The organism is Salinispirillum sp. LH 10-3-1, assembly GCF_030643825.1.
In the GTDB taxonomy this organism is placed as follows: Bacteria; Pseudomonadota; Gammaproteobacteria; order Pseudomonadales; family Natronospirillaceae; genus Salinispirillum.
This window is the reverse complement of record NZ_CP101717.1, coordinates 310962-335530: the sequence shown is the minus strand read 5'-3', so window position 1 is coordinate 335530 and position 24569 is coordinate 310962. Positions and strand designations below refer to the sequence as shown.

The following is a 24569-nucleotide window of genomic DNA, read 5'->3' as shown; positions in this document are numbered from 1 at the left end:
CATGACACAGACAAGTATTGACGATCAGCCGCTGCTCGACGTGCGTGAGCTGGTCGTTAAATTCAAAAGCGACGGCCGCGAATTTGCGGTGGTCGACGGCATCAGTTTTCACATCAACAAGGGTGAAACCCTGGGTGTGGTGGGCGAGTCAGGTTGCGGTAAAAGTGTCACCTCACTGTCCATCATGCAGCTGATCCCGTCACCCCCGGGCAAGATCACCGGCGGTGAAATTCGCTTCCGTGGCAACAACCTGCTCGACTTGCCGGAAAAGAAAATGCGCAAGGTGCGCGGCAACGACATTTCGATGATCTTTCAGGAGCCTATGACGTCGCTGAACCCGGTGTTTACCGTGGGTGAACAGATCGACGAAGTACTCGCACTGCACACAGAGCTGGACAAAGAACAACAACGCCTGCGCTCCATTGAGATGCTCACTTTGGTGGGCATTCCGCGCCCGGAGCAAATCTACGACGCTTACCCGTACCAGTTATCGGGTGGCATGCGCCAGCGTGTGATGATCGCCATCGGGCTGGCGTGCGAACCGCAGTTGCTGATTGCCGATGAGCCGACCACGGCCCTGGATGTGACCATACAGGCCCAGATTCTCGACCTGATGCGCAATCTCAAGTCGAAAACCGACACGGCGATTCTGTTCATCACGCACGACCTTGGCGTGGTGGCCGAAATGTGCGATCGCGTCGTGGTGATGTACGCCGGTCAGGTGGTGGAAGAAGCGGACGTCGACAGCCTGTTCAATAACCCACGCCACCCGTACACCCAAGGCCTGCTGGATTCCATTCCCGACGCCACGAAAAAAGTGGACCGTCTGAACGCCATTCCCGGCATGGTGCCACAGCCCGGTTCGGTTGAGCGAGGCTGTCGCTTTGCGGCACGTTGCAGCAAGGCCACCGACCAGTGCTTCCAAGAAGCGCCGCCGTTATTCCGCATCGACGCCAAACACATCAGTCGCTGCTGGTTGGATAAAGATCATGAGAGGGTCGCTCAATGAGTAAACAGAGCGCGAGTAAACAGAGCATGAATAAACAGGCGTTGCTTGAGGTCAAAAACCTCAAGATGTATTTCCCCCAAACCAAAGGCCTGATTAAAAAAGAAACCACGTACGTCAAAGCCGTCGACGGCATCTCGTTTGACGTGCAAGAAGGCCAGACTCTGGGTCTGGTCGGCGAGTCGGGCTGTGGCAAGTCAACGACTGGGCGCGGCATCATGCGCTTGATCGAGCCCAGTGACGGCGAAGTGTGGTTTGAAGGCAATGAGCTGGCCAAGCTGTCGCGCCATGAGCTGCGCTTGAAGCGTCGTGAAATGCAGATGGTGTTTCAAGACCCTTACGCGTCCTTGAACCCGCGGCTGCGCATTGAAGACATTCTGGCCGAACCGCTGAAAGCGCACGGCATGAAAAACAAAGCCGAACGCCGCAAGCTGATTCTCAAGATGCTGGACGTGGTAGGCCTGAACCGCAACTACGCGCACCGTTACGCGCATGAGTTCTCCGGCGGCCAACGCCAGCGTATCGGCATTGCCCGGGCGCTGATTTTGAACCCCAAGCTGATCATCGCTGATGAGCCGGTCGCGGCACTCGACGTGTCGATTCAGGCGCAGATTTTGAACCTGATGAAGGACCTGCAAGCCGAGTTCGGTCTGGCCTACCTGTTCATATCGCACGACCTCAGTGTCGTACGCCACCTGTGTGACCGCACCGCTGTAATGTATTTGGGCCGCATAGCGGAAATCGGCAGTACCGAGGCCATTTTCAACAAACCGTTGCACCCCTATACCCAAACGCTGTTGGACGCCATTCCGGTGTCTAATCCACGCCATCGTCGTGAGCGGGTAATTTTGAAGGGTGATGTGCCATCCCCGGTGAATCCGCCGAAGGGCTGCGCCTTTGTTGGCCGCTGCCCGAAGGTTCATGCGCGCTGCCATGAAGAACGTCCACAACTGCGTACGATGGGCGAGGACCACCAAGTGGCCTGCCACCTGTACGATGAAGCCTGAGTAAAACGCCATGCCTAAGTCACCGTCGGCTTTACCCCCTGTAATGACGACGGTGTACTTATCGCCTCGGTCTGGTCTACCATATTCTGACGGCATCAAAGAGCAGTTTATGGCAAATCCATTCGAGGTCGTGCTACTGACCGGGTCAGACGACACGCGGCGCGCCCTACAGACCCAGCTGGAAGAAATCATTGGCGATGTCGCGCGCATTCGCAGCTACGCCGCCGAGGAAGGCGACATCCCGCTCATTGGGCAGGGCGTCGTGTTGCTGTCCTCCGGTCAACTGGCGCACGAAGTACAGGCCTCTCTCGGCCCAGACTGCACCCCCATCATTGCCGAACGGGCCATCAACTTTCATCACATTGACCAATTATTTGAGCTTGATGAAGGGCTGGATGTACTCTACGTCAACGACTCACCTGAAAACGTCCAGCGCTCGATTGAGTCGCTGCTCAGCCTCGGCATCGATCACCTGAATTACCACCCGTGGTATCCCGGCAAAACCCACGCCAAACGATGCAGCGTCGCCATCACGCCCGGCGAACCCGGTTTGGTGCCCGATTGGGTCACCCAAATCGTGGACATTGGCCCACGCTTAATCGACGTCACCAGCATCATTGCACTGCTGAACGCTCTAGGCTTGGACATCGCCACGCAGCGTATTTTGTCCGACCGCTACATTCAAAAAATCATCGACCTGAGCAAGCGCATTGCCAAAGTCAGCCGCGATGCTCGGCACGTCAGTGCACACTTGAAGCAAGTGGTCGATGGCGTGCACGACGGCATCCTGGCGGTCAGCCGCGACGGTTTCATTACCGTGTTTAACGGCATCTTAGAAGACATTCTGGACGTTCGTGACGGACGCGCCATTGGGCGACGACTGGAAGACGTGATTCAGCTGCCGGAGTTGGTGCAATTCATTGGCGATGACAACGCAGAAAGCAGCCGCTATTTCACCCTCGCCAATGCCGAGATCATGGTGCATCGGTTAACGCTCGACAGTGACCAAAGCCGTGTAGCTACGTTCAAAAACGCGGGCGAAACCCTAGAAATGGAACGCAAACGCCGCCAGGCGCTGATGCGCAAGGGGCATTACGCCAAGTACACCTTTAACGACATTGTCGGGCACAGCACTGAGCTACAACACACCAAACGTATTGCGCATAAACTGGCTCAGTCGGAACTCACCATTCTGATCGAAGGCGAAAGCGGCACCGGTAAAGAACTCTTTGCCAGTTCCATTCACCACGCCTCGCCACGCCATAACGGCCCGTTTTTGGCCGTCAACTTTAGCGCCTTACCTGAAGACTTGGTAGAGAGTGAACTCTTCGGGCACGACGAAGGCGCCTTTACCGGTGCGCGCAAAGGCGGCCGCAAAGGCTTGTTTGAGCAAGCGCACGGCGGCACGTTGTTTTTGGATGAGATCGGCGACATCAGCTTAAAGGTTCAGGCCCGCTTGCTGCGCGTGCTGCAAGAAAAAGAACTCTTACGGGTGGGCGGCACCGACATCATTCCGGTCGATGTGCGCATCATCGCAGCGACCAACCGCCATTTGCTGACGCGGGTAGAAGACAACCTGTTCCGTGAAGACCTCTATCACCGTCTCAAGGTGCTCTATTTGCATCTGCCCCCGCTGCGCCAGCGCGCCGAAGACATTGAAGAGCTGATTCGTTACACCATTCATCAAGCTGGTCGTCAGGACATCTACATCAACCCGGACGTCATCACCGCACTGCGCGCTTATCCGTGGTACGGCAACATCCGTGAATTGCGCAACACCCTAGACTACATGCTGGCCGTGTGCGAAGACGACGAACTGCAGCTGCGCGACATACCCGCCGAAGGTTTCTTCCAAGCCACCCCCATTGGCCTCAGCAGTGATGCAGCCCATCGACCAACGGTCACGCCAGCACCTTCGCCCAACACGCCGCCGGTCAGCAGCTCACCCCCCAGCGCCATACCACCGCACGAACTGGATACCCTGTTGCGTCTGGCCTACGATCTGCAGCAGCAAGAAGGCCGCATCAGTCGGGTAGCGTTGGCGGTGCAGGCCAAGCAAGCCGGCCATTCCTTCACGGAGCAACAAATCCGGCTGCGCCTCAGTTTGTTGCACGACCAAGGCTTGGTGGTGCAGTTCCGCGGACGCAGCGGCACCCGCTTGACGGCGGCCGGAGAGGCCCGCGTGCTGCAGTTGACCCGAGGCGAGGCGACCTAATCCTCGGCAACGAACACTGGCGCGCCGCACGGCACTCCACTAACCTAGGGAAAAAAGGAGTGCACTATGGAAACCTTCGCCGTCGCCGTCACCCTCTTCCTGATCATGGACCCACTGGGGAACATCCCCATTTTCTTGTCGATATTGGCGAAGATAGACGCCAAACGCCGCTATTGGATACTGGCACGCGAGCTGGTCATTGCCTTGGCCATTATGCTGCTGTTCCTGTTTGCCGGTTCGTCGATTCTCAGTGTGCTGGGTTTAACGCGCGAGGCGGTGTCGATTGGTGGCGGCTTGGTGTTGATGATCATCGCTATTCGCATGATCTTTCCGTCGCGCGGGGGTGTGATGGGCAATGACGAGACCGACGGCGAGCCGTTGATCGTGCCGTTGGCCGTGCCCTTGATCGCCGGCCCCTCGTTGATCGCCACCCTGGTGTTGCTGGCCGAAACCGGCCCGGACCGCAGCGCCGATTGGGTCATTGCGCTGGGTATTGCTTGGGGTGCCACGGCGGTGATTCTGATGGCCTCGAACTTCTTCTACAAAATATTGGGGGCACGTGGTCTAAAAGCCGTCGAGCGTTTGATGGGGATGATCTTGATCTCGATTTCAGTGCAGATGTTGCTGAACGGCATTAGCAGTTATGTCGCCGGGTTTTAGGTTGGGCCAACGGTAGAGCAGGTGTTTACACCTGCCGCCTATCAGTTCCCGAGGTCAATAATCCGCATCAACAAGTCCAACATCTGCTCTTTCTCTCCGGGCTTCATCACCTGCTCGAAATGCGATTCATGCGCCAAAACTTTTTGATGCAAAGACTTGGTGAAGCGCTCTCCTTCTGCCGTCAGATACAGCGCATAAGAACGGCGATCATTCTCCGACGGGCGGCGCTCCATCAACTTCAGTTTCTCCAACTTATCTACCGCTGCCACCATGGCTGAACGATCCGTGTGTATGGCTTGCGCTACTGCTGTTTGCGTCAGCCCGGGATTGTTTAACACGATCGCGAGAATACCAAACAACCCCGGCGTCACGCCTTGCTCAGTGCAGGTCGCGTTGAAGTTCTCAAAATAGGCAATCTGCGCTCTGCGCAAGCGATAGCCCACAAGGGAGTTCAACATGGTGTAATCGATTTCGTTCTTATTGTTCTGTGTGCTGTTCTGCGTCATCAGGTATCCTGCCCGTAATCTTTATGCGTGGTGGCGTCTAGCGGGGATGATAACACCCCGCTGTTTGATGCGGTAATCAACCACGAATGAACAGCATGACGATTTCCGGATAGAAGATCACCAAAGCAACCACTGCCAAGTCCGCCACTAGGAAGATCGCTACGCCTTTAAAGATATCCACCAGCGACGCGTACTGGCTGGCAACGCCACGAATGACAAAGATATTCATACCCACTGGCGGTGTGATCATGCCAATCTCCAGCAACTTCACCAGCAAGACACCAAACCAGATCAGGCTGACATCGTACAGTTCAAACACCGGCAGGAAGATAGGCAAGGTGACCAGCATGGCACCAAACGGCTCCATGAACAGCCCCAAAAACAAGTAGATCAACACCACAACCAGCATCAATTGCAGGTAGGTAGGATCCCAACCGGAGACCGACTGGGAAATAAAACCCGCCAAACCACTGAGACTCAGGAAGATGGTAAACATGGAAGCGCCCACGCCGATGATCAACAACGCACTGGTGGTTGACAGAGTCTCTAACAAGGATGTTTTAAGAACCGACCAGGTTAGACGCCCAGTGACCAGTGAAATAATGAGCGCACCCGCGGCACCTACCGCTCCGGCCTCGGTTGCGGTGAAAAAGCCACTGAACATGCCACCAAAGACCAAAACACCCAAGACCAATATCGGCCAAATATCGAGTATCGCTTGCCGCGCGGTGTAGCCGTCTTCCGACTCCAGGCGGCGTGGCGCGATGTCTGGACGAAACCAACTGACCAATAAAATGATCAGCATGTAACTCAGTGCGGTCAGCAAGCCAATGGATATACCGCCCAGAAAGACCTGTGTGATCGACACCTGCGCAAATACACCGTACACAATCATCAGGATGCTGGGTGGAATCAACGCACCAATGGTCCCGCCCGCGGCGATCGTCCCGCAGGCAAAGCTCGGTTTGTAGCCATTACGCACCATTTCAGGAATAGCGATGCGTCCCATGGCCGCTGCGCAAGCAACACTGGAACCACTGACCGCAGCAAACCCCGAGCTGGCGAAAATACTGGAAATTGCTAAGCCCCCGGGGAGCCAACGAAACACCACTTTGGCGGCATTAAAGAGCCCCGCCGTCAAACCGGTATGAAAACTGATAAAGCCCATCAATAAGAACATAGGCACTGCACTGAGCGTCCACTTGGCAACAAACTCATAGGGGGTAGAAGCCAACAGACTGAAGGCAATATTCCAGTCAAGCATGTAGCTCATGCCACCCAGCGATACCACCATCAATGCCAAAGCAACAGGGACCCGCAGGGCAAGCAAAATCAATAAGATTACGAGGCCATAAATGCCAACTTCAACTGCCATGATGATGCCTCAATCGGACGTCGCAACGGTGTGCGGTAGAAAACTCTGCACGCCACGCATAAAACAAACATACGCTGCCAACCCAAAGGAAATCGGCAACACAAAATAAGAAGGCCAAACAGGAATACGGGTATCCAAGGACATCACGTAAGCGCCAATGGCGTATTGCTCCACGGCTTTTTCCCACGTGGCGACGGTGAACACCAAGTAAATTGCCAACGACAGCACGGTAACCAGCAGCTCATTAAAGCGCTGCGCCCGCGCGCCGAGAAAATCGGTAAATAACTCGACTGAGATCATCTTGCGTTGCCATTCCACCCAACCGAGTGGGAGTAATGCCAGCAACACCATGTAGTAGCGCGTGACCAATTCCAGCGTAGCGGGCATAGAACGCGACAACGTGCTGCGCAAGACAACATCCAAAGTCACGTGTAACATCATGGCGACAATACCGAGGGTACCCAGCAGTGCCAATACAACAGTGATACGATTGGACACACGAAACAGGGCGTTCATGCTTCACCTCACGAAAAAACACAGGGAAAAAGGACGAACCGACCACCGCCAGTTCGCCCAAAGCGCTATAACTATAGACCGTAGCGGGTAAAGTCGACGTTGGCCCACACTTCACGGTTGATCTGCTCAGCCATTTTCTCGGGGTCATTGTCTACGGATTCAGCAAACGCCGTCCACTTGTCGACTAAGCGTTCGAATTCCGCCATTTTTGCAGCCACGTTGGTTAAGCCATCACGCCCTTCTGCTCGGCCCACGATGCTGTCGAGATCACGCGCTTTAAAAGCGTCAGACGCAGCTACCAGAGCAGCACTCGGCTCAATGAATTCGATGCCTTTAGTACGTGCGCCGGCTTCAGCAGCTCCTGCCATTTCATGCGCCCAGCGCTGCGTCGACATGGCACTGGCCAAGGTTGAGGCCTCAGCAATGGCACGACGGTCGTTAGCCGACAAGCGCGCCCACGTATTGTTACCCACCGCGTGCGATATTGTTGAGTGATAGGTGCCCAGACGCAGCGTGCTGACGTGAGTAACCACATCATCAAGACGGAACGAAATCATATCAGCGGACGACGCAATGGTGCCATCCAACACACCTTGTGAAATCGCTTCAAAGGTTTCACCCACCGAAACGTTTGCGCCTACCGCGCCCATGGCTTCTGCCCAACGGGCATAGTGTGGTCCACCTACACGTAAGCGCAAGCCGCGTAGATCTTCTACATTACGGATCGGTTTGGTGGTCAGAATCTGGTAGGTATCAGAGGCGTGGGACGTCGTGTACACCACGCCCAGGCGCTTCAACTCGGCCTGACAATCAGCACAGTTCACAATGTACTCGGTCATCGCCGCGCCCATGGCTTGCGAATTGGTACCCATGAAAGACAGGTCACCGACCAAGTTCACATTGGGCAGATCAGACGGAAAATAGGCAGGCAAGAACATCCCCACATCCGACAAGCCGGAGCGAATGGCGGTACGCATGTTGCCGATGTTAGCGACTTCTGTGCCTAAAATAACACCGCGCATGCGGCCTTCTGTCAGCTCAGGCAATTGTGCCTGAAAGACGGTGTAGAGTGGTGTATGGCCCGGGTGCGCAGGAGGCGTACCCGGCGTTAGCCGTAGCTGTTGAGCCGCGCCAGTCTGGCTTAACAGTAACAGTGCAGTGGCGCCGGCTACTAGGCCCTTCGCCACGCTTTTCTGAAAGCTGCGATTGAACATCATGTCGTCCTCGTTCTTAGATTTATTGTTCGGATTCTCTACACAGAAGGCGACTGGCCTTCCATGCACCCATCATGCATACATTGTTTTATCTTACAACAATTATTTAAAATAACTGTTTATACCTATCGGTTTTACACGACAAGTATGTTTATAAATTAAATTGTTTTATCTTACAACAATTATCGGTATGCTACTGCTACTCGCACAGTTACTAGAACAGGCATCACTATGACTCAATCCGCCTTGGTCACCTTTGACCTAAACGATGGCATCGCGCACATTCGGCTAAACCGTCCTGCTAAGCATAATGCCATTAATGACAACTTGCTGCTCGAACTAGAATCCTTATTCGACCAGATGCCCGAAAGCGCCCGTGTAGTGGTACTGAGCGGTAGCGGCGACAACTTTTGTGCCGGGCTCGACTTGGCCGAGCATCAAGCCCGCGACCCTTATGGTGTGGTTCAGCACTCCCGCATGTGGCACCGCGTGTTCGGCAAAATTCAAAATTGTGGTTTACCCGTTATTGGGGCACTCAAGGGTGCTGTCATCGGCGGTGGACTGGAATTGGCCGCCAGCACCCATGTACGCGTGGCCGAACCCGATACATTCTTTCGCCTTCCTGAAGGTCGTCACGGTATTTTTGTCGGTGGTGGTGGTTCAGTACGTATCGCCCGCATCATCGGTTCAGCCCGCATGGCCGACATGATGCTGACGGGCCGCACCTTGTCCGCCGAGGAAGGTGAGCGTCTTGCCCTCGCCCACTATCTCGTTCCAGCGGGCGAAGCAGAAGCCAAAGCACTGGCACTGGCTAAGACCATCGCACAGAACACCCCGCTGTCGAATTGGGCCATGGTGACCGCACTGGGTCGCTTGGAATACATGAGCGGCGACGACGGCCTCTATACTGAATCTCTGGTGGCGGGCATGACGCAGACCAGCCCTGAAGTGCAGGCCCGCATAGGTGAATTTTTGAATAGGAAGAAATCGTGATGAATCGTTTTGCTGACGCTGAACAACACGCCCAAGTAGGCCAGTACGATGACATTTGGTTGGTCGATGGCCGCCGCACACCCTTTGCTGATCTGAGCGGTGTCTTGCGCGATGTGTCGCCCACCGATTTGGGTATCTACGCTGCACGTGCGCTGTTTGATGCCACCGGCATTCCCGCTACCGACGTCGACGCCATTGTCGCGGGCAGTGTGGCGCAAGCCAGTTTCGATGCCTACATGCTGCCCCGTCACATCGGTTTGTATTCCGGTGTACCGCAATCGCGCCCCGCATTGCTGGTACACCGTCTGTGCGGCACCGGGTTCGAAGCCATTTTGACCGCCGCCGATCAGATCACGCTGGGCCGTGCCAAAGTGGTGCTATGCGCAGCGGGCGAATCCATGTCCCGCAACCCGGTGGCCTCCTATACCCACCGTGCCGGGTTCCGCATGGGGCAGGTGGAGTTTAAGGACTTCTTGTGGGAAGCCCTGATCGACCCGGCCCCTGGTATCAACATGGGCCATACAGCTGAAAATCTGGCCCAGCAATACAACGTCAGCCGACAAGAAGCCGATGAATTTGCCGCGCGCAGCTTTGCCAACGCCATTCGCGCTTGGGACGAAGGTTATTACGACGACGAAGTTGTGCCCGTGCACAACGCCGAATGGGCGCTAGACGGCTACGCCAGCCGTGGCCTCAAGCTGGCCGATCGGGCGACCGAGTTCACCCGCGACGGACATATTCGCCCTAGCCCGATGGATGTTTTGAGTCGCCTGCGCCCCGCTTTTGGTGGCGTGCAGACCGGCGGCAATTCGTCCGGCGTGGTGGATGGTGGCGGCGCTGTATTAATTGCCCGTGGCGACTATGTGCGCGCACACGGTTTGAAACCCCTAGCCCGCATCGTTGCCGGATCCGTGGTCGGTGTGCCGCCCGAAATCATGGGCATTGGCCCGGCACCCGCCGTGCGCGCCCTGTTGCAGCGTCAGGGTATGACGTTAAACGATATTGGCCGCTTCGAACTCAACGAAGCCTTCGCTGCCCAGTGCATCGCCGTTGAGCGCGAGCTGGGCTTAGACCGAGAGCGCCTCAATCGTCAAGGCGGCTCCACTGCTATGGGTCATCCCTTGGCAGTGTCCGGGGTTCGCTTAACCCACACCTTGGGTCGTCAATTACAGCGTGACCAACAGCAGTTTGGCATTTCGACCGCCTGTGCAGGCGGCGGTCAAGGCATTGCCGTGCTACTTGAAAACGCGGGATAACGAGGAGCCTATATGAACATTCAAGACGCTACATTTCTCGTCACCGGGGCCAGCTCAGGACTCGGTGAAGGCGTAACGCGCCGCCTGTTACAACAAGGCGCTCGTGTCATGATGGCCGACGTTAACGCCGAGCGCGGTACCGCCCTGGCGGCCGAACTGGGTGAGCAGGCGCGCTTCATGGCAACCGACATCACCGACAGCGCGCAAGCCACGGCCTGCGTTAAAGCGGCTGTTGAATGGGGTGGTCAACTGAATGGTTTGGTCAACTGTGCCGGCGTGCCCGGCGCAGCGCGTTTGCTGGGCCGCAAGGGCATACATGAACTCGAACGCTTTCAGCGCATGATTGGCGTTAATCTGATCGGCACCTTTAATATGATCCGCCTCGCCGCCGACGCCATGCAGCACAACGCCGTGAATGCCGAGCGCGAACAGGGTGTCATCATCAATACCGCCTCCGTCGCCGCATACGACGGACAAATCGGGCAAGCGGCGTATGCGGCCTCGAAAGGGGGCATTGTCAGCATGACCTTGCCCATCGCGCGTGAACTGGCCGACTTCGGTATCCGAGTGATGACCATTGCGCCGGGCTTGTTCAAAACCCCGATGATGGACGCCTTACCGGAAGAAGTGCAGCAGTCGCTTGGCGAGTCTGTGCCCTTCCCGCCACGCTTGGGTGAACCCGACGAATTTGCACGGCTCGTCTGCCATATCATCGAAAACCCCATGTTGAATGGTGAGGTGATCCGTCTCGACGGCGCCTTACGCATGGCAGCACGCTGAGGAACATCAACCATGTTGGAGTATCGCGCCCCGCGTGACGACATCGCCTTTATTCTGCAGCATCACATTGGCGCTGAGGCACTGGCGACGGTGGACGCCTGCGCCACTATTGATGTCGACCTGATGACCGCCATCGTAGACGAGGCCGGGCGCTTTGCCGAGCAGGTCTTAGCACCGTTAAACCCTATTGGCGACCGGCAGGGTTGCCAATGGCAAGACGGCAAGGTGAGCACGCCAAACGGCTGGCCTGCCGCCTATGCGCAATTCCGTGACGCGAGCTGGACGGGTCTGTGCTTACCCGAAGCCTTGGGCGGCCAGGCCTTACCCAAGTTGCTGGCGATGCCCGTGGCCGAATGCTGGCAGAGTGCGAATCTGGCCTTCAGCATGATTCAACCGCTTACCGAGGGTGCCGTCGAGGCGCTGATCGCCAGTGGCGATGACGCCTTAATCAAACACTATGGCCCCTTGTTGGTCAGCGGGGAATGGACGGCCACCATGGCGCTGACCGAGCCGGGTTCCGGTTCCGACCTTGGCTTGCTGACCACCCGTGCCACCCCGGACATGGACGGCGGCTACCGACTGACGGGCAACAAGCTGTACATCACCTTCGGTCAGCACGACATGACCGATAACATCGTGCACCTGGTCCTGGCGCGGCTACCGGACGCACCCGCAGGCAGCCGCGGGATTTCCTTGTTTGCCGTACCCAGCCGCCGTGCAGACCAGCGTAACGGCGTCACCTGCACCGGCATTGAACACAAAATGGGCCTGCACGGCAGCCCAACCTGTACGCTGCAATTTGAGCACGCATGGGGTGAACTGGTCGGCCCGCCTAACCAAGGCCTGCGCATCATGTTTGTGATGATGAACGAAGCTCGCTTGAGCGTAGGACTGCAAGGGACCGCGGTTGCCGAGCGCGCTTATCAAGCGGCGCTGCAATGGGCCCGGGAGCGTCGGCAAGGCAAAAACCCTACCACGGGAGAAAGTCCGACCGCGCTGATTCACCACCCGGACATACAACGATTACTGCTGCGAATGCGCAGTCAAACTCTGGCTTCACGGCTGCTGGGCTACCACCTGGGTTTCCGCGTTGATCAGGCACGACAGGACGGGCACGCTGAACAAGCAGATGCGCACGCCGAGCTTGAACTACTCACTCCGGTATTCAAAGCGTGGTCAACCGAGACCGCAAATCGACTGACCAGTGACGCTATCCAGATATTCGGTGGCATGGGCTTTATTGAAGAAACCGGTGTGGCGCAGTTCTACCGTGATTTAAAGATTTCCACCATCTACGAAGGCACCACTGGTATTCAGGCTCAGGACTTACTGTGGCGCAAAATCCTGAAGGACCAGGGCGCTGTGTTTAACCACTGGCTTGACCGCGTGGCGGTTCATGCGGAATTGCTGTCGGCCGTACAGGCCCTGCGTGACACCACCGCCCGCCTGCAAACTCAACCGGACCAAGCGTATTTACATGCCGCTGCAGTGCCCTTGCTGGAAGCGGTGGGTACCCTCGCGGGAGCCTGGCAACTGTGCCACGCCACACAACGCGCTCAATCACCCGCGGTGGACGCCGGGTATCGGCGCAACTTAAGCGCCACGCGAGACTTCTATCTCGCCCATTGGTTGCCGGAGATGCACAGCCACCTCGCCCGCGTTGCGCAGGCCGATGCGGGCCTAAAAAACTACGACTTCCAACAATAAAAACGTCAACGACGAGCACCATAGGGTTTTCGACATGAGTACAGAATATAAAGCTTTGACGCTGGGTATTGGCACCGTCGAACTGATCGACCGCCCAGATGGCAGCCAATTGCTGCGCAATAAAGAACCACTTAGCCCCTACCCGGAAACCTTAATGCAGCGGCTCGACGAGTGGGCCGAACGCACACCAGACCAGGTGCTAGTAGCCCGCCGCGATGCCTCCGGCGATTGGCAGAAGCTTACTTACGCCGACGCGCACCAGAAAGTGCGGGCTCTGGGTCAGGCGTTGCTCGACCGCGACTTGTCAGCCGAACGCCCGGTGGTCATTCTGTCTGGCAACAGCATCGAACACCTGTTGCTGGCCTTCGCCGCCATGTATGTTGGCGTACCCTACGCGCCTATCTCACCGGCCTATTGCTTGGTCAGCAAAGATTTCAGCAAAGCCAAATACATCTGTGAACTCTTGACGCCTGGGCTATTGTTCGTTGACAGCGCCGGCCAGTTCGGCCCGGCGCTTAGCGTTATCCAGTCCACCGACACCACCTGTGTAGCCGTCGACGCCTCGGGTTACGACGGTGCAGCTACCTCCTTTGCAGACCTGCTCAATACGCCGATCACCGACGCCGTGGATCGGGCGCACAACGCGGTAACCGCCGACACCATCGCCAAGTTTCTGTTCACTTCCGGCTCGACCGGCATGCCCAAAGGTGTCATCAACACCAACCGGATGCTGTGTGCTAACCAAGAAATGCTGGCCAGTTTGATGACTTTTCACCGCACCCAACCACCGGTGTTGATCGACTGGTTGCCGTGGAACCATACTTTTGGTGGCAACCACAACGTCGGCATCGTGCTGTACAACGGTGGCTCGCTGTACATTGACGACGGCAAGCCGGTACCCGGACAGATCGACATCACCTTGCAGAACCTGCGGGAAATTTCCCCCACGGTCTATTTCAACGTCCCCAAAGGCTTTGAACTGCTGGTTGAGCACTTGGAGCGCGACGACGCCTTGCGCGAGCACTTCTTCAAAGACTTGAACCTGATGTTCTTTGCCGGGGCCAGTTTGGCGCAGCATGTGTGGGATCGACTTGATGCATTGGCGATCAAAACATTGGGCCACAAAATCGGCATGCTAACGGGCTTGGGGGCCACAGAAACCGCCCCGTCGGCCATGTTCGCGTCGCTCGAAGAATCGCAGTCTGGGGTTATTGGCACACCGGCCTTTGGCGTGGAAATCAAACTGGTGCCCAACGGCGGCAAGACCGAAATCCGCGTGCGTGGCCCCAACGTCATGCCCGGCTACTGGCGGCAACCGGACATCACCGCCAAGAGTTTTGACGACGAAGGCTTTTATTGCTTAGGCGATGCCGCCAAGTTCATCGACCCCACTAACCCGCAGCGCGGCATGCGCTTCGACGGGCGGATTTCTGAAGACTTCAAGCTGGACACCGGCACATGGGTCAGCGTTGGGCCATTGCGCGCGAAGGTCATTGAAGCTGGCGCGCCACTGATCAAAGACGTGGTGATCGCCGGGCTTGATAAACCCTATGTCTCCATGCTGGTGTTCACCGATGTAGAACAATGCCGCGCCCTGTCCGGCTTGGGCCCAGAAGCCAGCAACACGGACATACATTACAGCCCCGCGGTGCGCGCACGCTTTGAAAGCCTGTTGCAGCACCTGATCGACACCAGCACCGGTGGGTCTAATCGCGTCGCTCGTGCCGTATTACTGGATGAGCCTCCGCGCTTGGACGCACATGAAATTACCGACAAAGGCTCCATCAACCAACGGGCCGTATTAGAAAACCGAGCAGCCGTCGTGACCGACATTTACAGCGCCACTCCATCCAACGACGTGATCCGCCTATCGTGAGCGGTGTAAACAGACAACCAGAGGACGCCACTATGTTGATTAACCGCCACACCCGCACCATCGAATGGGGCGACTGCGACCCCGCTGGCATCGTGTTCTACCCGCGCTATTTTGCCTACTTTGACGACGCTACCGGCCGCTTGTTTGCCGCCGCTGGTTTCCCGAAATACGACATGGTGCAGCGCTTCAACAGCGTCGGCATTCCGATGGTGGATACGCGCTCGAAGTTCTACATTCCGTCGCGTTATGGCGAGGACATTGTGATTGAAAGCCGCATCACCGAATTCCGGCGCAGCAGCTTTGACGTGTATCACCGTATATTGAAAGGCGAAGCCCTCGCGGTGGAAGGCTTCGAAACACGGGTGTGGGTGGCCGCTGACGCCGAGAAGCCCGGCGGTATCAAGGCACAACCGATTCCTGAAGAGATTTTGGCGGCGTTCAGCGAACCGGCGTGATGAGCAGGTATGAATCAGGGCACTTGTTACGGAAGTGCCCTGATTATACTAAGGCAACCAAACAAGCTCTTGGCGAGTGGCATTCGGCGCGCTGAATCGTCCCAAGAGTGCAAGAACGGCTTCAGGCGCTGCACGCCTAACCTCGCCAGTGACTAGATGATTCACATCAAGCTGGAAGAGTTCTGCGTAGGCCAAGTCAAACGCCATGCTTTCTGCCGACTGGTGCGCCCTTGCCCGCTGCTGATTCATGAAATCCCGATGCCAATGATCAACTTGTGCTTGCGTCACCTTATGCGGTGGGCGCTGCATTAAAGCTTCAATCGCCTGCACGCTGTCCGCCACCCGGTCAGGGTGCACGGCTAGGGATATCACTAGGCGTAGCTCATCCTCATAGATTGTCCGCCCTTCAAATTCGGTTTGAATGGCATAGACCATACCTTGGTTATTGCGGATTTCGTCGAACAAAATTTCATCCATCCAACGCTCAAGGTAGAGCCGGTCCAGGTTGAAAGACGGCGGCAAACTGTCTTTGGGCACGGCGTACCGCAAAACTACCTGTGCCGACTGCTCACCGCTGCCGGGCACATGCACGGCACTTGATGCTAGAATCTGTGGGTACTGACGATTAACGGCCACGACCTGATCGGTTGGCGGCAAGGTTGCTACGCTTTCCATCACGGCGGCATACGCCTCCTGCTGCGCTATATCCCCCACAATCACTAAGCGGTAGTTCTGCGCACCAGCAATGAAACGACGGTAGTTGTCTACCATGCCTTCCAGAGTGATTGTGTCCAGTTCTTCCAGCGTCAAACTGCGCAGCGCAGGATCTTGATTAAAAAGCACTTCTGCGAGCGTATCGGACCACAGGTGCTGTGGGTTATCTGACCATTGTATTAAGTAGTCACGGTATTGCGTCAGCATATGCTCCCACACCAAGGGGTCTGCTTTGGCTTCGGTTAAAGCGCTGTGCAAAACGCGCAATACGCGATCAAAATCCTCTGATGGTGCATAGCCGTGCATGAGTCGGTCGTAAAAGTCTTGCGTTGCAAGTAGTCCTAAGCCTTGGCTTTGCAACCATTGGCTTAACTCGGCACCGTCTAACTGGCGCAGTCCGCTATAGCCCATGACATCGGTGACGATGCGCCCCGTCAGCGTCTCTTCCGGCGACATGCGGTTGAAACCACCCAGCCCAACCAAGGTAAAATAGGCTTTACCTGGAGTGCTCTGCTGTTGATAGAACAGAACCTCGATGCCGTTATCAAGCTTCCATTCCACAACGCCGTTGTCCAATACACGTTCAGAGGTTAGCGCCCCAGAATAGGTCGGTGCAATGGGCCAGGTCTCGTCGAAGCCTACGTCCTCAATTTCCGCTGCATCCAACGCTCCTGCATCCGCCAGATAGGTGCCACTGGCCAGCCAGGCATCAACATCGGCCTCACTGGGCGCCGGTACGTTATAGGGATGTATAATTTGCACATTAGGCGCCAGCGACAACGTTGGCAGCACTGCCCTCAGTACCTCTTGTGTTGTCCACTCCGGCACGGCGGATTCGAGCAGCGCCAGTTTTTCACTCTGATTTAATAGCGGGCGTCCTAGCATGACATGCAGACGCGCTTCTTCTGAAAGATGCCACGCGGAGTCTTGCTGCAAACGCTCATGGCGCAGGAAGCTTCTCTTCCAACGTTCCAATTCCAACTCGCTGATCCCCCCTATCAGCAAACGCTGACGTTCTTGCTCGATGATTTGCACCGCTAATGGGAGTCCTGTTGTCGTCGCCGTTGCTCCGATTTCCATGAGGTAAAAGCCGGGCAGGAAGTGATCATAATAATATTCGAAGTCGCTGACACGTCCTTGGGTTTCGACCAACCGGCGTTCCAAACGGTCCAGCAAGATGTCATAGGCCGCTATGCGTTTTATATCATCAAGCCAACCGTCGGTGGTCCGCACCGGCGCTATGGGATGAATGAAGCCCAACCAAGCGCTACCGGATGTTGTGTAGGGATCGGTGACAATAAGGCGTTCACTTATGCGATCTAGGGCTAAAGGATATTGCTGAGGCTGCCCCATGGGCGCACGAAATGGTTGCTTAAAGTGCGCCAGAAACTGAGTTTGAATGTCTTCGGCATCAATGTCACCGCTGACGACCAAAGTCATGTTCGGCGCCTGATACCATTCCCGATAGAAGTCTCGCAGGCCCTGTGCGGTTGCCTGTTGAATGCTTTCCGAGGTCCCGATGGGGCGGCGCTGTGCGTAACGGCTGCCGGCAAACAAGTCGTTGAACAACACCTCACCAACCCGATTCTGGTCGCGGGTATAATCGCGCCATTCCTGCAAGACGACACTCTTTTCTATGGCCAATGCCGCGTCATCAATCTGCGCATGAAACGCCATTTCAGCCACAATTTCCAACACGGCGTTAACGCGCTGTGGTGTTGCTGTGTTGAGGTAGAACCAATAAGTGGTTTCATCAAAACTGGTGTAGGCATTGGAATGCGTTCCCATCACCAGTCCAAGCTCCCGCAAGCGGGTCTGCAATTGGTCACCCGGAAACCGCTCTGTACCGCGAAACAACATGTGTTCTAAGAGGTGAGCATAACCGAGTTGGTTGTCTGTTTCTTGCAGGCTACCGGCTCGAACGACCAGTTTGATGACCACCTCGTTATTCGAATGCGAGTTGCTGTTAGGCCAAATGATCAGATTGGGATAGTCCGCCGTGCGATGAATTTCCGCGCTGGTCGTGGTTGAGTGTTGGGCACACGCCGAGAGTAGACCGATCGAGAAAAGGCTGAGGAACAGCCAGATCCCAGTCCTGGGGGTTATTACACGCATATTCATATAATCCTTATATGACGAGTCTCAGGGGAGACCAAAGAGGGGCAACACGTTAAGCGCCTGAATTCTGAGAAAAGGCATCTCCCGCAGTGCTGGCACCTCCTTGGCCCAGTGTCGGCGTGCATTGTGGCAGAATTTAGTGGTCAAGAGAAGCGAGGCAGAGATGCCTCGCCGTGAGCAACGTGCTACTGAGCCAGATCTTCGTAAGGCAAACCAACGTACTGTTCGGCAATGACCTTCTTACCAGCTTCGGATGTCAGGTAGTAGTGGATCTCTGAATCCATAAACCGTTCATGCGTTTCACGGTCGCTGCCGTCTTTGGCCAACTCTTCGTCGAAGTTGTGCATCATATTCGTCATCCACCACGAGAAGCGCTCGCCATTCCAGACGCGGCGCAAGCAGATGGGCGAGTACTGTTCGATGGCACTGCGGTCGCCCTCTTTTAACACCCGGGTCAGCACTTTATACAGCGTCGCTACATCCGAGGCGGCCAGGTTCAGGCCCTTGGCACCGGTTGGCGGTACGATGTGGGCGGCGTCACCGACCAAAAACAGGTTGCCGTATTGCATGGGTTCGCACACAAAGGAGCGCAGCGGCGCTATGCTTTTTTCGATGCTCGGGCCAGTAACCATCTTCGCGGCTACATCGGCGGGCAGGCGTTTTTTCAACTCGGCCCAGAAGGCGTCGTCTGACCAGTCTTCCGCCTTGTCGGTCAAGGGCACCTGAATGTAATAACGCGAGCGCGTGGGTGAACGTTGACTGGCCAGAGCAAAACCACGTTGTGTTTTGGCATAGATCAGTTCGTCGTTACACGGCGGCGTATCGGCTAGTAGACCCAGCCAGCCGAAAGGGTAAACGCGCTCGAATTCTTTACGTGAGTCTTCCGGGATGGTTTTGCGTGATACACCGTGGAAGCCATCACACCCGGCGATGTACTGGGCATTGATGCGCACCGGCTCACCATTTTGCATGAAGGTGACATACGGCTGGTCGGACTTCACATCATGCAGTTCAGTGTTTTCAGCTTCGTAGCAAGTCAACTGACCGGATGCCCGGCGGGCTTCCATCAAATCTCGCGTCACTTCTGTCTGACCGTAACACATCACGGTCGCTCCGCCGGTCAGCGCTTTTAAATCAATGCGGAAGCGCTCGTCGTCAATGGTGAGTTCAACGCCATCGTGTACATGGCCCTCTTTCATCATGCGGTCAGCAACGCCAGCTTCGTGCAGCAGATCCACCAACCCTTGCTCAAGAATACCGGCACGGATGCGACCCAATACGTAGTCGCCACTGACGCGCTCAACGATGACGTTTTCAATACCTTGCTTATGCAACAGTTGACCGAGTAACAGTCCGGATGGGCCGCCGCCAATGATGGCAACCTGAGTATTTATGACGTTCATAAGGTAGTCTCTTTATTGTTGTAAGATGACTACACAGTGTCCGGATTTCGGCGAGCGATTTAATGCAGATTACGTTCGAATTCTTGTACTTTTCGTTCAAATCATCTTTTATGGCACTAGCCAGGGCCCGCACCGTCTTCGAGCTCCTTCATTGCATCGTGCTGCTGGCGGTACACTTTCGGCGACACACCTTCCGCTTGTTGAAATACCCGTGAAAAGTAAGCTGGGTCCGCATAACCCAGATCAAAAGCAATGTGTTCGATGGTGGCTCGGGTGTAGATTAACTTGCGCCGAGCCTCCAACAACAGCCGTTCTTGCAACAGTGCTTTGGCATTTTTTCCGGCAATGGTTTTGCACATTCTGTTCAAACGAGCCGGCGGCATATTGAGCGTTCGGGCGTAGTCTTCGACCTTCCAGTGGTTAGTAAAATGCGCCTCAATCAAGGCGCGCAGTTGCTGCATATGCTGGGTTTCGGGTGCGCGCGTTTCAGTGACATGGCGCTGCGTTGCCACACAGCGGCTCAACTGCAACAGCACCGTTTGCAACAGCCATTCACAGAGCAATTGGCGGCCCGGATTAATGCTGCGGAATTCTTCCATCATCTGTTGCACGTTACTGTGCAATTGGCGTAACACTGCAGAGCTGGAAGAGAAGGATATGATTTCGGGTTGCGCGAACAAGGCATCCAAATAGGTTTTGGTGCGCTCATCTGCCAAGTCGGTCACCATGGCTTGTGCCACCGTTAATACGACGCCCTGAGTTTCTGGCGCAAAGCGAAACCCGTGCACGATGCCTGGCGGCAGGCTGATGCAGCAGGCACCGTCTAGATGGTGCTCTTGCTCATCGACCCACGCCGTGACCGCACCGGAAAACACCAAGATAAGCTGATGCAACCGCGCGTGCCGATGCGCCTTGATGACCCAACCGTTCGAGCGACTGCGCGTAGCAATCGGTTCTAGGTGCAAGAACTCCAACGTATCGTGGTGCTCGGCCTCGCCGTAGAGTACGAACTGTGGTACGTCTTGCGCTTTACTTGGGTTCGGTTTGGCCGACATGCGCTTTCTCGCTGCATCAACTGCAACTATCTTAGCGTTAATTTCGCTCGATCAACATCAATCCCGCGCCGGTGTTTGATATCGGCACATGGTAGTTGCGGTGCAGCACCTTGAGTGCTCCGCCTTCGAGCGCGCCGCGCATACCCAGCCACATATTAAGTTCTACGCCCTGTGCGCCTGCGATGTCGACGAGATCGTCGTTGCTGTAACGGGTGAGGGCTTCGGGGTTGGGCACGATTTGGTCCATGCAGTATTCGTCGAACCCTGCGTTAATAAACCCTGCCCGTTCACCGTCTAATTGATGCGACAAACCACCAGTGCCAAACACCACCACCCGTTCATCACTGTCCCACGAAGCCACCGCACGGGCTATGGCTTGCCCCAGTTTGAAACACCGTGCAGGCGTCGGCATGGGGTGCCGTTCACAGTTGATGCACACAGGAATGACCTTGACGTGCTGATAGGAATGACCCGGCCACATGACCGACAACGGCACCGTCAAACCGTGATCCACGCGCATCTCCTGACAAACGGTGATGTCGAATTCGTCCTCTATTAGCGTGTTAACAATGTGCCACGACAGCTCGGTTTCACCGGTCACTGACGGGATGGGTTTGATGCCCCAGCCTTCATCCGCATTGTGGTATTCCGGTGCTACACCCACGGCAAAAGTGGGTTTTTTATCCAAGAAAAACTCCAAGCCGTGGTCGTTATAAAACACGATGGCGATGTCGGGTTTTTGCTCTACCAGCCAGTTTCGTACCGGCGGATAGGCGTCGAAAAAGTCTTTCCAATAAGGTGTTTGCTCAAGCCCTTGATCCATGGCTACGCCGATGGCAGGAATGTGAGATGTAGAGATGCCGCCTAGGATCTTAGCCATGTTGTTTTGCCTCCTGTTGGGCGCGATGGTCAACGCCGATCTTCATCAGCCGTGCTTTAAACGCTTCTGTGCTCATGCCGGTTTGTAGGCCACCGACGTCCTGCACATTCAGGCCAAGCAAACCAGCAAATTTGGCCAAATAGTAAATAGAGCCACCAAGCTTGAGCAGGCTCAACACATCGCGCTCTAGCACCGCCTTGATTTGGGCGTCGGTTAAACCGAATTGCGCACAATAGCCGCGCTCGTCAGCTTTGAAGGCCTCTCGGGCGCTGGCTTCATTGAAGGAGTAACACATTTTGTTGAGGGCGTAGCCCTGCTTTGCCATGGTGCCATCGAACTTAATGGTGCCCGGCGCGAGTTGTCGTTTGGGAGTTATGCTTTTGGAAGACATTGGTTAGCCCTGCATTCTGTCGGTAGGGATTACTTTACTGGCAAGGAATATGGAACGACTGATGCAGATCAATCGGAAAAGCGGTGTAAATGGAACGATCTGTTCCGGTGATTTACGGCATGAATAGGCTGGCTACCCTGCGGCGGGTGTAAACACACCGCCCTACACGCGGTGTCTATAAGAAGGACGCATAAAAAAGCCGACCTGATGGTTTCATCGGGTCGGCTTTATCGGTCTAGTTGCGATGTCTCTCGCTTATGCTTACTGGTTTTCTAGAATAATATGCCCCACGGCGCAGTTGGACGCGGGCACGTGGTAGAAGCGATAGCGCTCTTCGATGTCATCGTTCAAAGCACCGCGCATGATCAACCACATGACCATTTCAATGCCTTCTGACCCGGCTTCGCGCACATAATCAATATGCGGCATTTTTGCTAAACCTTGCGGGTCTTGGGTGAGGCCGTCCAAGAATGCGGTGTCAAAGTCTTTGTTGATCAAGCCCGCGCGCGGGCCTTGCAACTGGTGCGACATACCGCCCGTACCCCAAATCTGCACATTCAGGTCAGCATCAAAGGATTCAACAGCTTTGCGGATTGCTTTGCCTAGGTTGTAGCACCGGTTACCCGTTGGTGGAGGGTATTGCACCACGTTCACGGCCAGCGGAATGACCTTGCACGGCCAGTCTTCCGGCTGGCCAAACATCAGCGACAGGGGAACGGTCAGGCCGTGATCGACATCCATGTTATTGACGATGGTCATGTCGAATTCATCCAAAATGGCGGACTGAGCGATGTGCCACGCGAGCTCTGAGTGACCCTTTACGGTCGGCACGGGACGCGGACCCCAGCCTTCATCGGCGGGCTGGAATTCGTCGGCACAACCAATGGCAAAGGTCGGTATCAAGTCCAACGAGAACGCGGAGGCGTGGTCGTTATAAACCAAAATGATCACATCCGGTTTTTCGTTCTTGATCCACTCTTTGGAAAACTCGTAACCGTCGAATATGGGTTTCCAGTAGTCTTCTTGGGTTTTGCCCAAATCGAGTGCGGCCCCAATGGCCGGTACGTGTGAGGTAGCTACCCCGGCGGTAATTTTAGCCATTATTGCTGCTCCGATTTACTGCGGTTGCCATCGGGTGAACGTCCACCGGCCACCATCATGGCGCGGTAATCTTCTTCGCTGACGCCCGTCATCATGGACGCCAGTTTCTGAAACGACAGGCCATCGGTGGCCCCGATTTTCGCCAAGAAATAGATGTTGCCGCCCAGGGCAATCATGCGGTTGTAGTCACGGTCAAGCACCGCTTGGCGTTGCTCGTCGGTCATGGGGAATTTCTGCAAATAGGCCGCTTCGTCGGCACGAAATTCCTGCCGCGCGGCGTCTTTCATCAGCGTCATGCAAAACTGATTCAGGTGAAAGCCGAGGCGCGACTGCGTCGCATCAAAGATCACGGTACCCGGTATGTCTTTAAAGGCGTCGTTGTAGTTGCTGTTGTTGGGGTTACTCATTATTTAACCTCTTCCGGCCAGTACAATCGCATGGGGTTGTCGATCAATAATTTGTGTTGCAATTCGGCCGTTGGCGCGATGTGCGGAATGAAATCCACCAGCAGGCCGTCGTCTGGCATGTGGTCTTTCAAGTTCGGGTGCGGCCAGTCGGTGCCCCACAACACACGGTCAGGGAAGCGTTCAACCAAAAAGCGCGCAAAGGGCACCACATCTTGATACGCCTGCTGTTCGCCGTTCAACGCTTTAGGCCCACTGACGCTCAAGCGCTCAGGGCAGCTCACCTTCGACCAGATATTCTCGTGCTCGTCCATCAAGCGCACAAAGCGCTGGAACTCTTCGCCGTCAACCGGCTTGGTGACATCCGGCCGCCCCATGTGGTCGACCACCACGGTGGTCGGTAAGGCGGTGAAGAAGTCCCACAGCTCAGGCAGGTCGACCGCTTCAAAATAGATGACAATGTGCCAGCCCAAGGGCGCGATGCGCTGGGCGATCTCCATCAGCTCTTCTTTCGGCGTAAAATCCACCAACCGCTTCACGAAGTTAAATCGTACGCCGCGCACGCCGGCGGCGTCCAACGCCTGCAGTTCCGCGTCTGAGATGCTGCGTTTCACGGTCGCAATACCGCGCGCCATGCCGTTGGAATGCTGCAAGGCGTCGACCATGGCGCTGTTGTCTGCACCGTGACAGGTGGCCTGCACCACTACATTGCGGGCAAAGCCCAGGTGGTCACGCAAGGCAAACAACTGGTCTTTCGACGCGTCGCACGGGGTGTATTTGCGCTCGGGCGCAAACGGGAACTGCTCGCCAGGGCCAAACACGTGGCAGTGCGCGTCTACGGCACCTGCTGGCACCTTAAACTTGGGTTTCGCCGGGCCGTCATACCAATTCAACCAGCCGGGCGTCACAGTAAAACTACTCTCAACACTCATGCATG

Annotated in this window: 22 protein-coding genes; 10 read left to right on the top strand and 12 right to left on the bottom strand. The window is 55.9% G+C overall.

What is annotated here, in order from left to right; genetic code table 11:
- Position 1 precedes the first annotated feature (1 nt).
- The 4 genes from NFC81_RS01515 to NFC81_RS01500 all read left to right on the top strand — a co-directional run bounded on the left by NFC81_RS01515 (position 2) and on the right by NFC81_RS01500 (position 4888).
- Positions 2–1009 carry an ABC transporter ATP-binding protein gene (locus NFC81_RS01515; protein WP_304995773.1) on the top strand — a complete coding sequence of 336 codons (1008 nt, stop codon included), beginning with the start codon at positions 2–4 and terminating at the stop codon, positions 1007–1009.
- A gap of 26 nt (positions 1010–1035) precedes the next feature.
- On the top strand, positions 1036–2013 hold the full coding sequence (locus tag NFC81_RS01510; protein WP_370529922.1) for an ABC transporter ATP-binding protein: 978 nt from the start codon (positions 1036–1038) through the stop codon (positions 2011–2013).
- Positions 2014–2122: 109 nt separating this feature from the next.
- Positions 2123–4228, top strand: coding sequence for a sigma 54-interacting transcriptional regulator (locus NFC81_RS01505; protein WP_304995771.1), 2106 nt, complete (start codon positions 2123–2125; stop codon positions 4226–4228).
- A 66-nt stretch (positions 4229–4294) separates the two neighbouring features.
- Positions 4295–4888, top strand: coding sequence for a YhgN family NAAT transporter (locus NFC81_RS01500; RefSeq protein WP_304995770.1), 594 nt, complete (start codon positions 4295–4297; stop codon positions 4886–4888).
- A 41-nt stretch (positions 4889–4929) separates the two neighbouring features.
- Here the strand turns inward: NFC81_RS01500 and NFC81_RS01495 are convergent, their stop codons facing one another.
- The 4 genes from NFC81_RS01495 to NFC81_RS01480 form a co-directional block, all read right to left on the bottom strand.
- Positions 4930–5394, bottom strand: a complete 465-nt coding sequence (locus tag NFC81_RS01495) for a MarR family transcriptional regulator (RefSeq protein WP_304995769.1) — start codon at positions 5392–5394, stop codon at positions 4930–4932.
- A gap of 76 nt (positions 5395–5470) precedes the next feature.
- The gene (locus NFC81_RS01490) at positions 5471–6769 is read right to left on the bottom strand and encodes a TRAP transporter large permease subunit (protein WP_304995768.1); all 1299 of its coding nucleotides are present in this window, start codon (positions 6767–6769) and stop codon (positions 5471–5473) included.
- A gap of 9 nt (positions 6770–6778) precedes the next feature.
- Positions 6779–7285 carry a TRAP transporter small permease gene (locus NFC81_RS01485; RefSeq protein WP_304995767.1) on the bottom strand — a complete coding sequence of 169 codons (507 nt, stop codon included), beginning with the start codon at positions 7283–7285 and terminating at the stop codon, positions 6779–6781.
- Between the two features lie 71 nt (positions 7286–7356).
- Complete coding sequence (locus tag NFC81_RS01480) at positions 7357–8502, bottom strand: C4-dicarboxylate TRAP transporter substrate-binding protein (protein WP_304995766.1); 1146 nt, start codon at positions 8500–8502, stop codon at positions 7357–7359.
- Between the two features lie 228 nt (positions 8503–8730).
- Here NFC81_RS01480 and NFC81_RS01475 point away from each other — a divergent pair, with 228 nt between their 5' ends.
- From NFC81_RS01475 to NFC81_RS01450, 6 genes are read left to right on the top strand one after another with little or no spacing between them, the layout of a single operon-like run.
- A complete protein-coding gene (locus tag NFC81_RS01475; protein WP_304995765.1) occupies positions 8731–9492 on the top strand; it encodes a crotonase/enoyl-CoA hydratase family protein in 762 nt (253 codons plus the stop codon).
- Complete coding sequence (locus NFC81_RS01470) at positions 9492–10748, top strand: thiolase family protein (protein ID WP_304995764.1); 1257 nt, start codon at positions 9492–9494, stop codon at positions 10746–10748. The genes NFC81_RS01475 and NFC81_RS01470 overlap by 1 nt, the downstream gene beginning before the upstream one ends.
- Positions 10749–10760: 12 nt before the next feature.
- Entirely contained in the window at positions 10761–11528 is a 768-nt protein-coding gene (locus NFC81_RS01465; RefSeq protein WP_304995763.1) for a 3-hydroxyacyl-CoA dehydrogenase, read from the top strand.
- Between the two features lie 12 nt (positions 11529–11540).
- On the top strand, positions 11541–13235 hold the full coding sequence (locus tag NFC81_RS01460; RefSeq protein WP_304995762.1) for an acyl-CoA dehydrogenase: 1695 nt from the start codon (positions 11541–11543) through the stop codon (positions 13233–13235).
- A 34-nt stretch (positions 13236–13269) separates the two neighbouring features.
- Entirely contained in the window at positions 13270–15111 is a 1842-nt protein-coding gene (locus NFC81_RS01455) for a feruloyl-CoA synthase (RefSeq protein ID WP_304995761.1), read from the top strand.
- Between the two features lie 32 nt (positions 15112–15143).
- Positions 15144–15566, top strand: a complete 423-nt coding sequence (locus NFC81_RS01450) for an acyl-CoA thioesterase (protein ID WP_304995760.1) — start codon at positions 15144–15146, stop codon at positions 15564–15566.
- Between the two features lie 48 nt (positions 15567–15614).
- Here NFC81_RS01450 and NFC81_RS01445 read toward each other — a convergent pair whose 3' ends face one another.
- From NFC81_RS01445 to NFC81_RS01410, 8 genes are all read right to left on the bottom strand, one after another.
- A complete protein-coding gene (locus NFC81_RS01445) occupies positions 15615–18395 on the bottom strand; it encodes a M16 family metallopeptidase (protein ID WP_304995759.1) in 2781 nt (926 codons plus the stop codon).
- 188 nt (positions 18396–18583) lie between these two features.
- Positions 18584–19792 (bottom strand): 4-hydroxybenzoate 3-monooxygenase, encoded by a 1209-nt coding sequence (pobA, locus tag NFC81_RS01440; protein WP_304996999.1) that lies wholly within the window; start codon positions 19790–19792, stop codon positions 18584–18586.
- A 125-nt stretch (positions 19793–19917) separates the two neighbouring features.
- Positions 19918–20856: a helix-turn-helix domain-containing protein gene (locus NFC81_RS01435; protein WP_304995758.1), complete on the bottom strand. Its 939-nt coding sequence runs from the start codon at positions 20854–20856 to the stop codon at positions 19918–19920.
- Positions 20857–20893: 37 nt separating this feature from the next.
- The gene (locus tag NFC81_RS01430; RefSeq protein ID WP_304995757.1) at positions 20894–21736 is read right to left on the bottom strand and encodes a class III extradiol dioxygenase family protein; all 843 of its coding nucleotides are present in this window, start codon (positions 21734–21736) and stop codon (positions 20894–20896) included.
- Positions 21729–22127 carry a protocatechuate 4,5-dioxygenase subunit alpha gene (locus NFC81_RS01425; RefSeq protein ID WP_304995756.1) on the bottom strand — a complete coding sequence of 133 codons (399 nt, stop codon included), beginning with the start codon at positions 22125–22127 and terminating at the stop codon, positions 21729–21731. Before NFC81_RS01425 ends, NFC81_RS01430 begins: the two co-directional genes overlap by 8 nt.
- A 261-nt stretch (positions 22128–22388) precedes the next feature.
- Entirely contained in the window at positions 22389–23228 is an 840-nt protein-coding gene (locus NFC81_RS01420) for a class III extradiol dioxygenase subunit beta (RefSeq protein WP_304995755.1), read from the bottom strand.
- Positions 23228–23635, bottom strand: coding sequence for a protocatechuate 4,5-dioxygenase subunit alpha (gene ligA / locus NFC81_RS01415; protein ID WP_304995754.1), 408 nt, complete (start codon positions 23633–23635; stop codon positions 23228–23230). Before ligA ends, NFC81_RS01420 begins: the two co-directional genes overlap by 1 nt.
- Positions 23635–24564, bottom strand: a complete 930-nt coding sequence (locus NFC81_RS01410; protein WP_304995753.1) for an amidohydrolase family protein — start codon at positions 24562–24564, stop codon at positions 23635–23637. The genes ligA and NFC81_RS01410 overlap by 1 nt, the downstream gene beginning before the upstream one ends.
- Positions 24565–24569 lie beyond the last annotated feature (5 nt).

Bases quoted from the DNA above. Each gene is read 5' to 3' on its own strand.
- NFC81_RS01515 (WP_304995773.1), top strand. From the start codon at position 2: ATGACACAGACAAGTATTGACGATCAGCCGCTGCTCGACGTGCGTGAG.
- NFC81_RS01510 (WP_370529922.1), top strand. From the start codon at position 1,036: ATGAATAAACAGGCGTTGCTTGAGGTCAAAAACCTCAAGATGTATTTC.
- NFC81_RS01505 (WP_304995771.1), top strand. From the start codon at position 2,123: ATGGCAAATCCATTCGAGGTCGTGCTACTGACCGGGTCAGACGACACG.
- NFC81_RS01500 (WP_304995770.1), top strand. From the start codon at position 4,295: ATGGAAACCTTCGCCGTCGCCGTCACCCTCTTCCTGATCATGGACCCA.
- NFC81_RS01495 (WP_304995769.1), bottom strand. From the start codon at position 5,394: ATGACGCAGAACAGCACACAGAACAATAAGAACGAAATCGATTACACC.
- NFC81_RS01490 (WP_304995768.1), bottom strand. From the start codon at position 6,769: ATGGCAGTTGAAGTTGGCATTTATGGCCTCGTAATCTTATTGATTTTG.
- NFC81_RS01485 (WP_304995767.1), bottom strand. From the start codon at position 7,285: ATGAACGCCCTGTTTCGTGTGTCCAATCGTATCACTGTTGTATTGGCA.
- NFC81_RS01480 (WP_304995766.1), bottom strand. From the start codon at position 8,502: ATGATGTTCAATCGCAGCTTTCAGAAAAGCGTGGCGAAGGGCCTAGTA.
- NFC81_RS01475 (WP_304995765.1), top strand. From the start codon at position 8,731: ATGACTCAATCCGCCTTGGTCACCTTTGACCTAAACGATGGCATCGCG.
- NFC81_RS01470 (WP_304995764.1), top strand. From the start codon at position 9,492: ATGAATCGTTTTGCTGACGCTGAACAACACGCCCAAGTAGGCCAGTAC.
- NFC81_RS01465 (WP_304995763.1), top strand. From the start codon at position 10,761: ATGAACATTCAAGACGCTACATTTCTCGTCACCGGGGCCAGCTCAGGA.
- NFC81_RS01460 (WP_304995762.1), top strand. From the start codon at position 11,541: ATGTTGGAGTATCGCGCCCCGCGTGACGACATCGCCTTTATTCTGCAG.
- NFC81_RS01455 (WP_304995761.1), top strand. From the start codon at position 13,270: ATGAGTACAGAATATAAAGCTTTGACGCTGGGTATTGGCACCGTCGAA.
- NFC81_RS01450 (WP_304995760.1), top strand. From the start codon at position 15,144: ATGTTGATTAACCGCCACACCCGCACCATCGAATGGGGCGACTGCGAC.
- NFC81_RS01445 (WP_304995759.1), bottom strand. From the start codon at position 18,395: ATGCGTGTAATAACCCCCAGGACTGGGATCTGGCTGTTCCTCAGCCTT.
- NFC81_RS01435 (WP_304995758.1), bottom strand. From the start codon at position 20,856: ATGTCGGCCAAACCGAACCCAAGTAAAGCGCAAGACGTACCACAGTTC.
- NFC81_RS01430 (WP_304995757.1), bottom strand. From the start codon at position 21,736: ATGGCTAAGATCCTAGGCGGCATCTCTACATCTCACATTCCTGCCATC.
- NFC81_RS01425 (WP_304995756.1), bottom strand. From the start codon at position 22,127: ATGTCTTCCAAAAGCATAACTCCCAAACGACAACTCGCGCCGGGCACC.
- NFC81_RS01420 (WP_304995755.1), bottom strand. From the start codon at position 23,228: ATGGCTAAAATTACCGCCGGGGTAGCTACCTCACACGTACCGGCCATT.
- ligA (WP_304995754.1), bottom strand. From the start codon at position 23,635: ATGAGTAACCCCAACAACAGCAACTACAACGACGCCTTTAAAGACATA.
- NFC81_RS01410 (WP_304995753.1), bottom strand. From the start codon at position 24,564: ATGAGTGTTGAGAGTAGTTTTACTGTGACGCCCGGCTGGTTGAATTGG.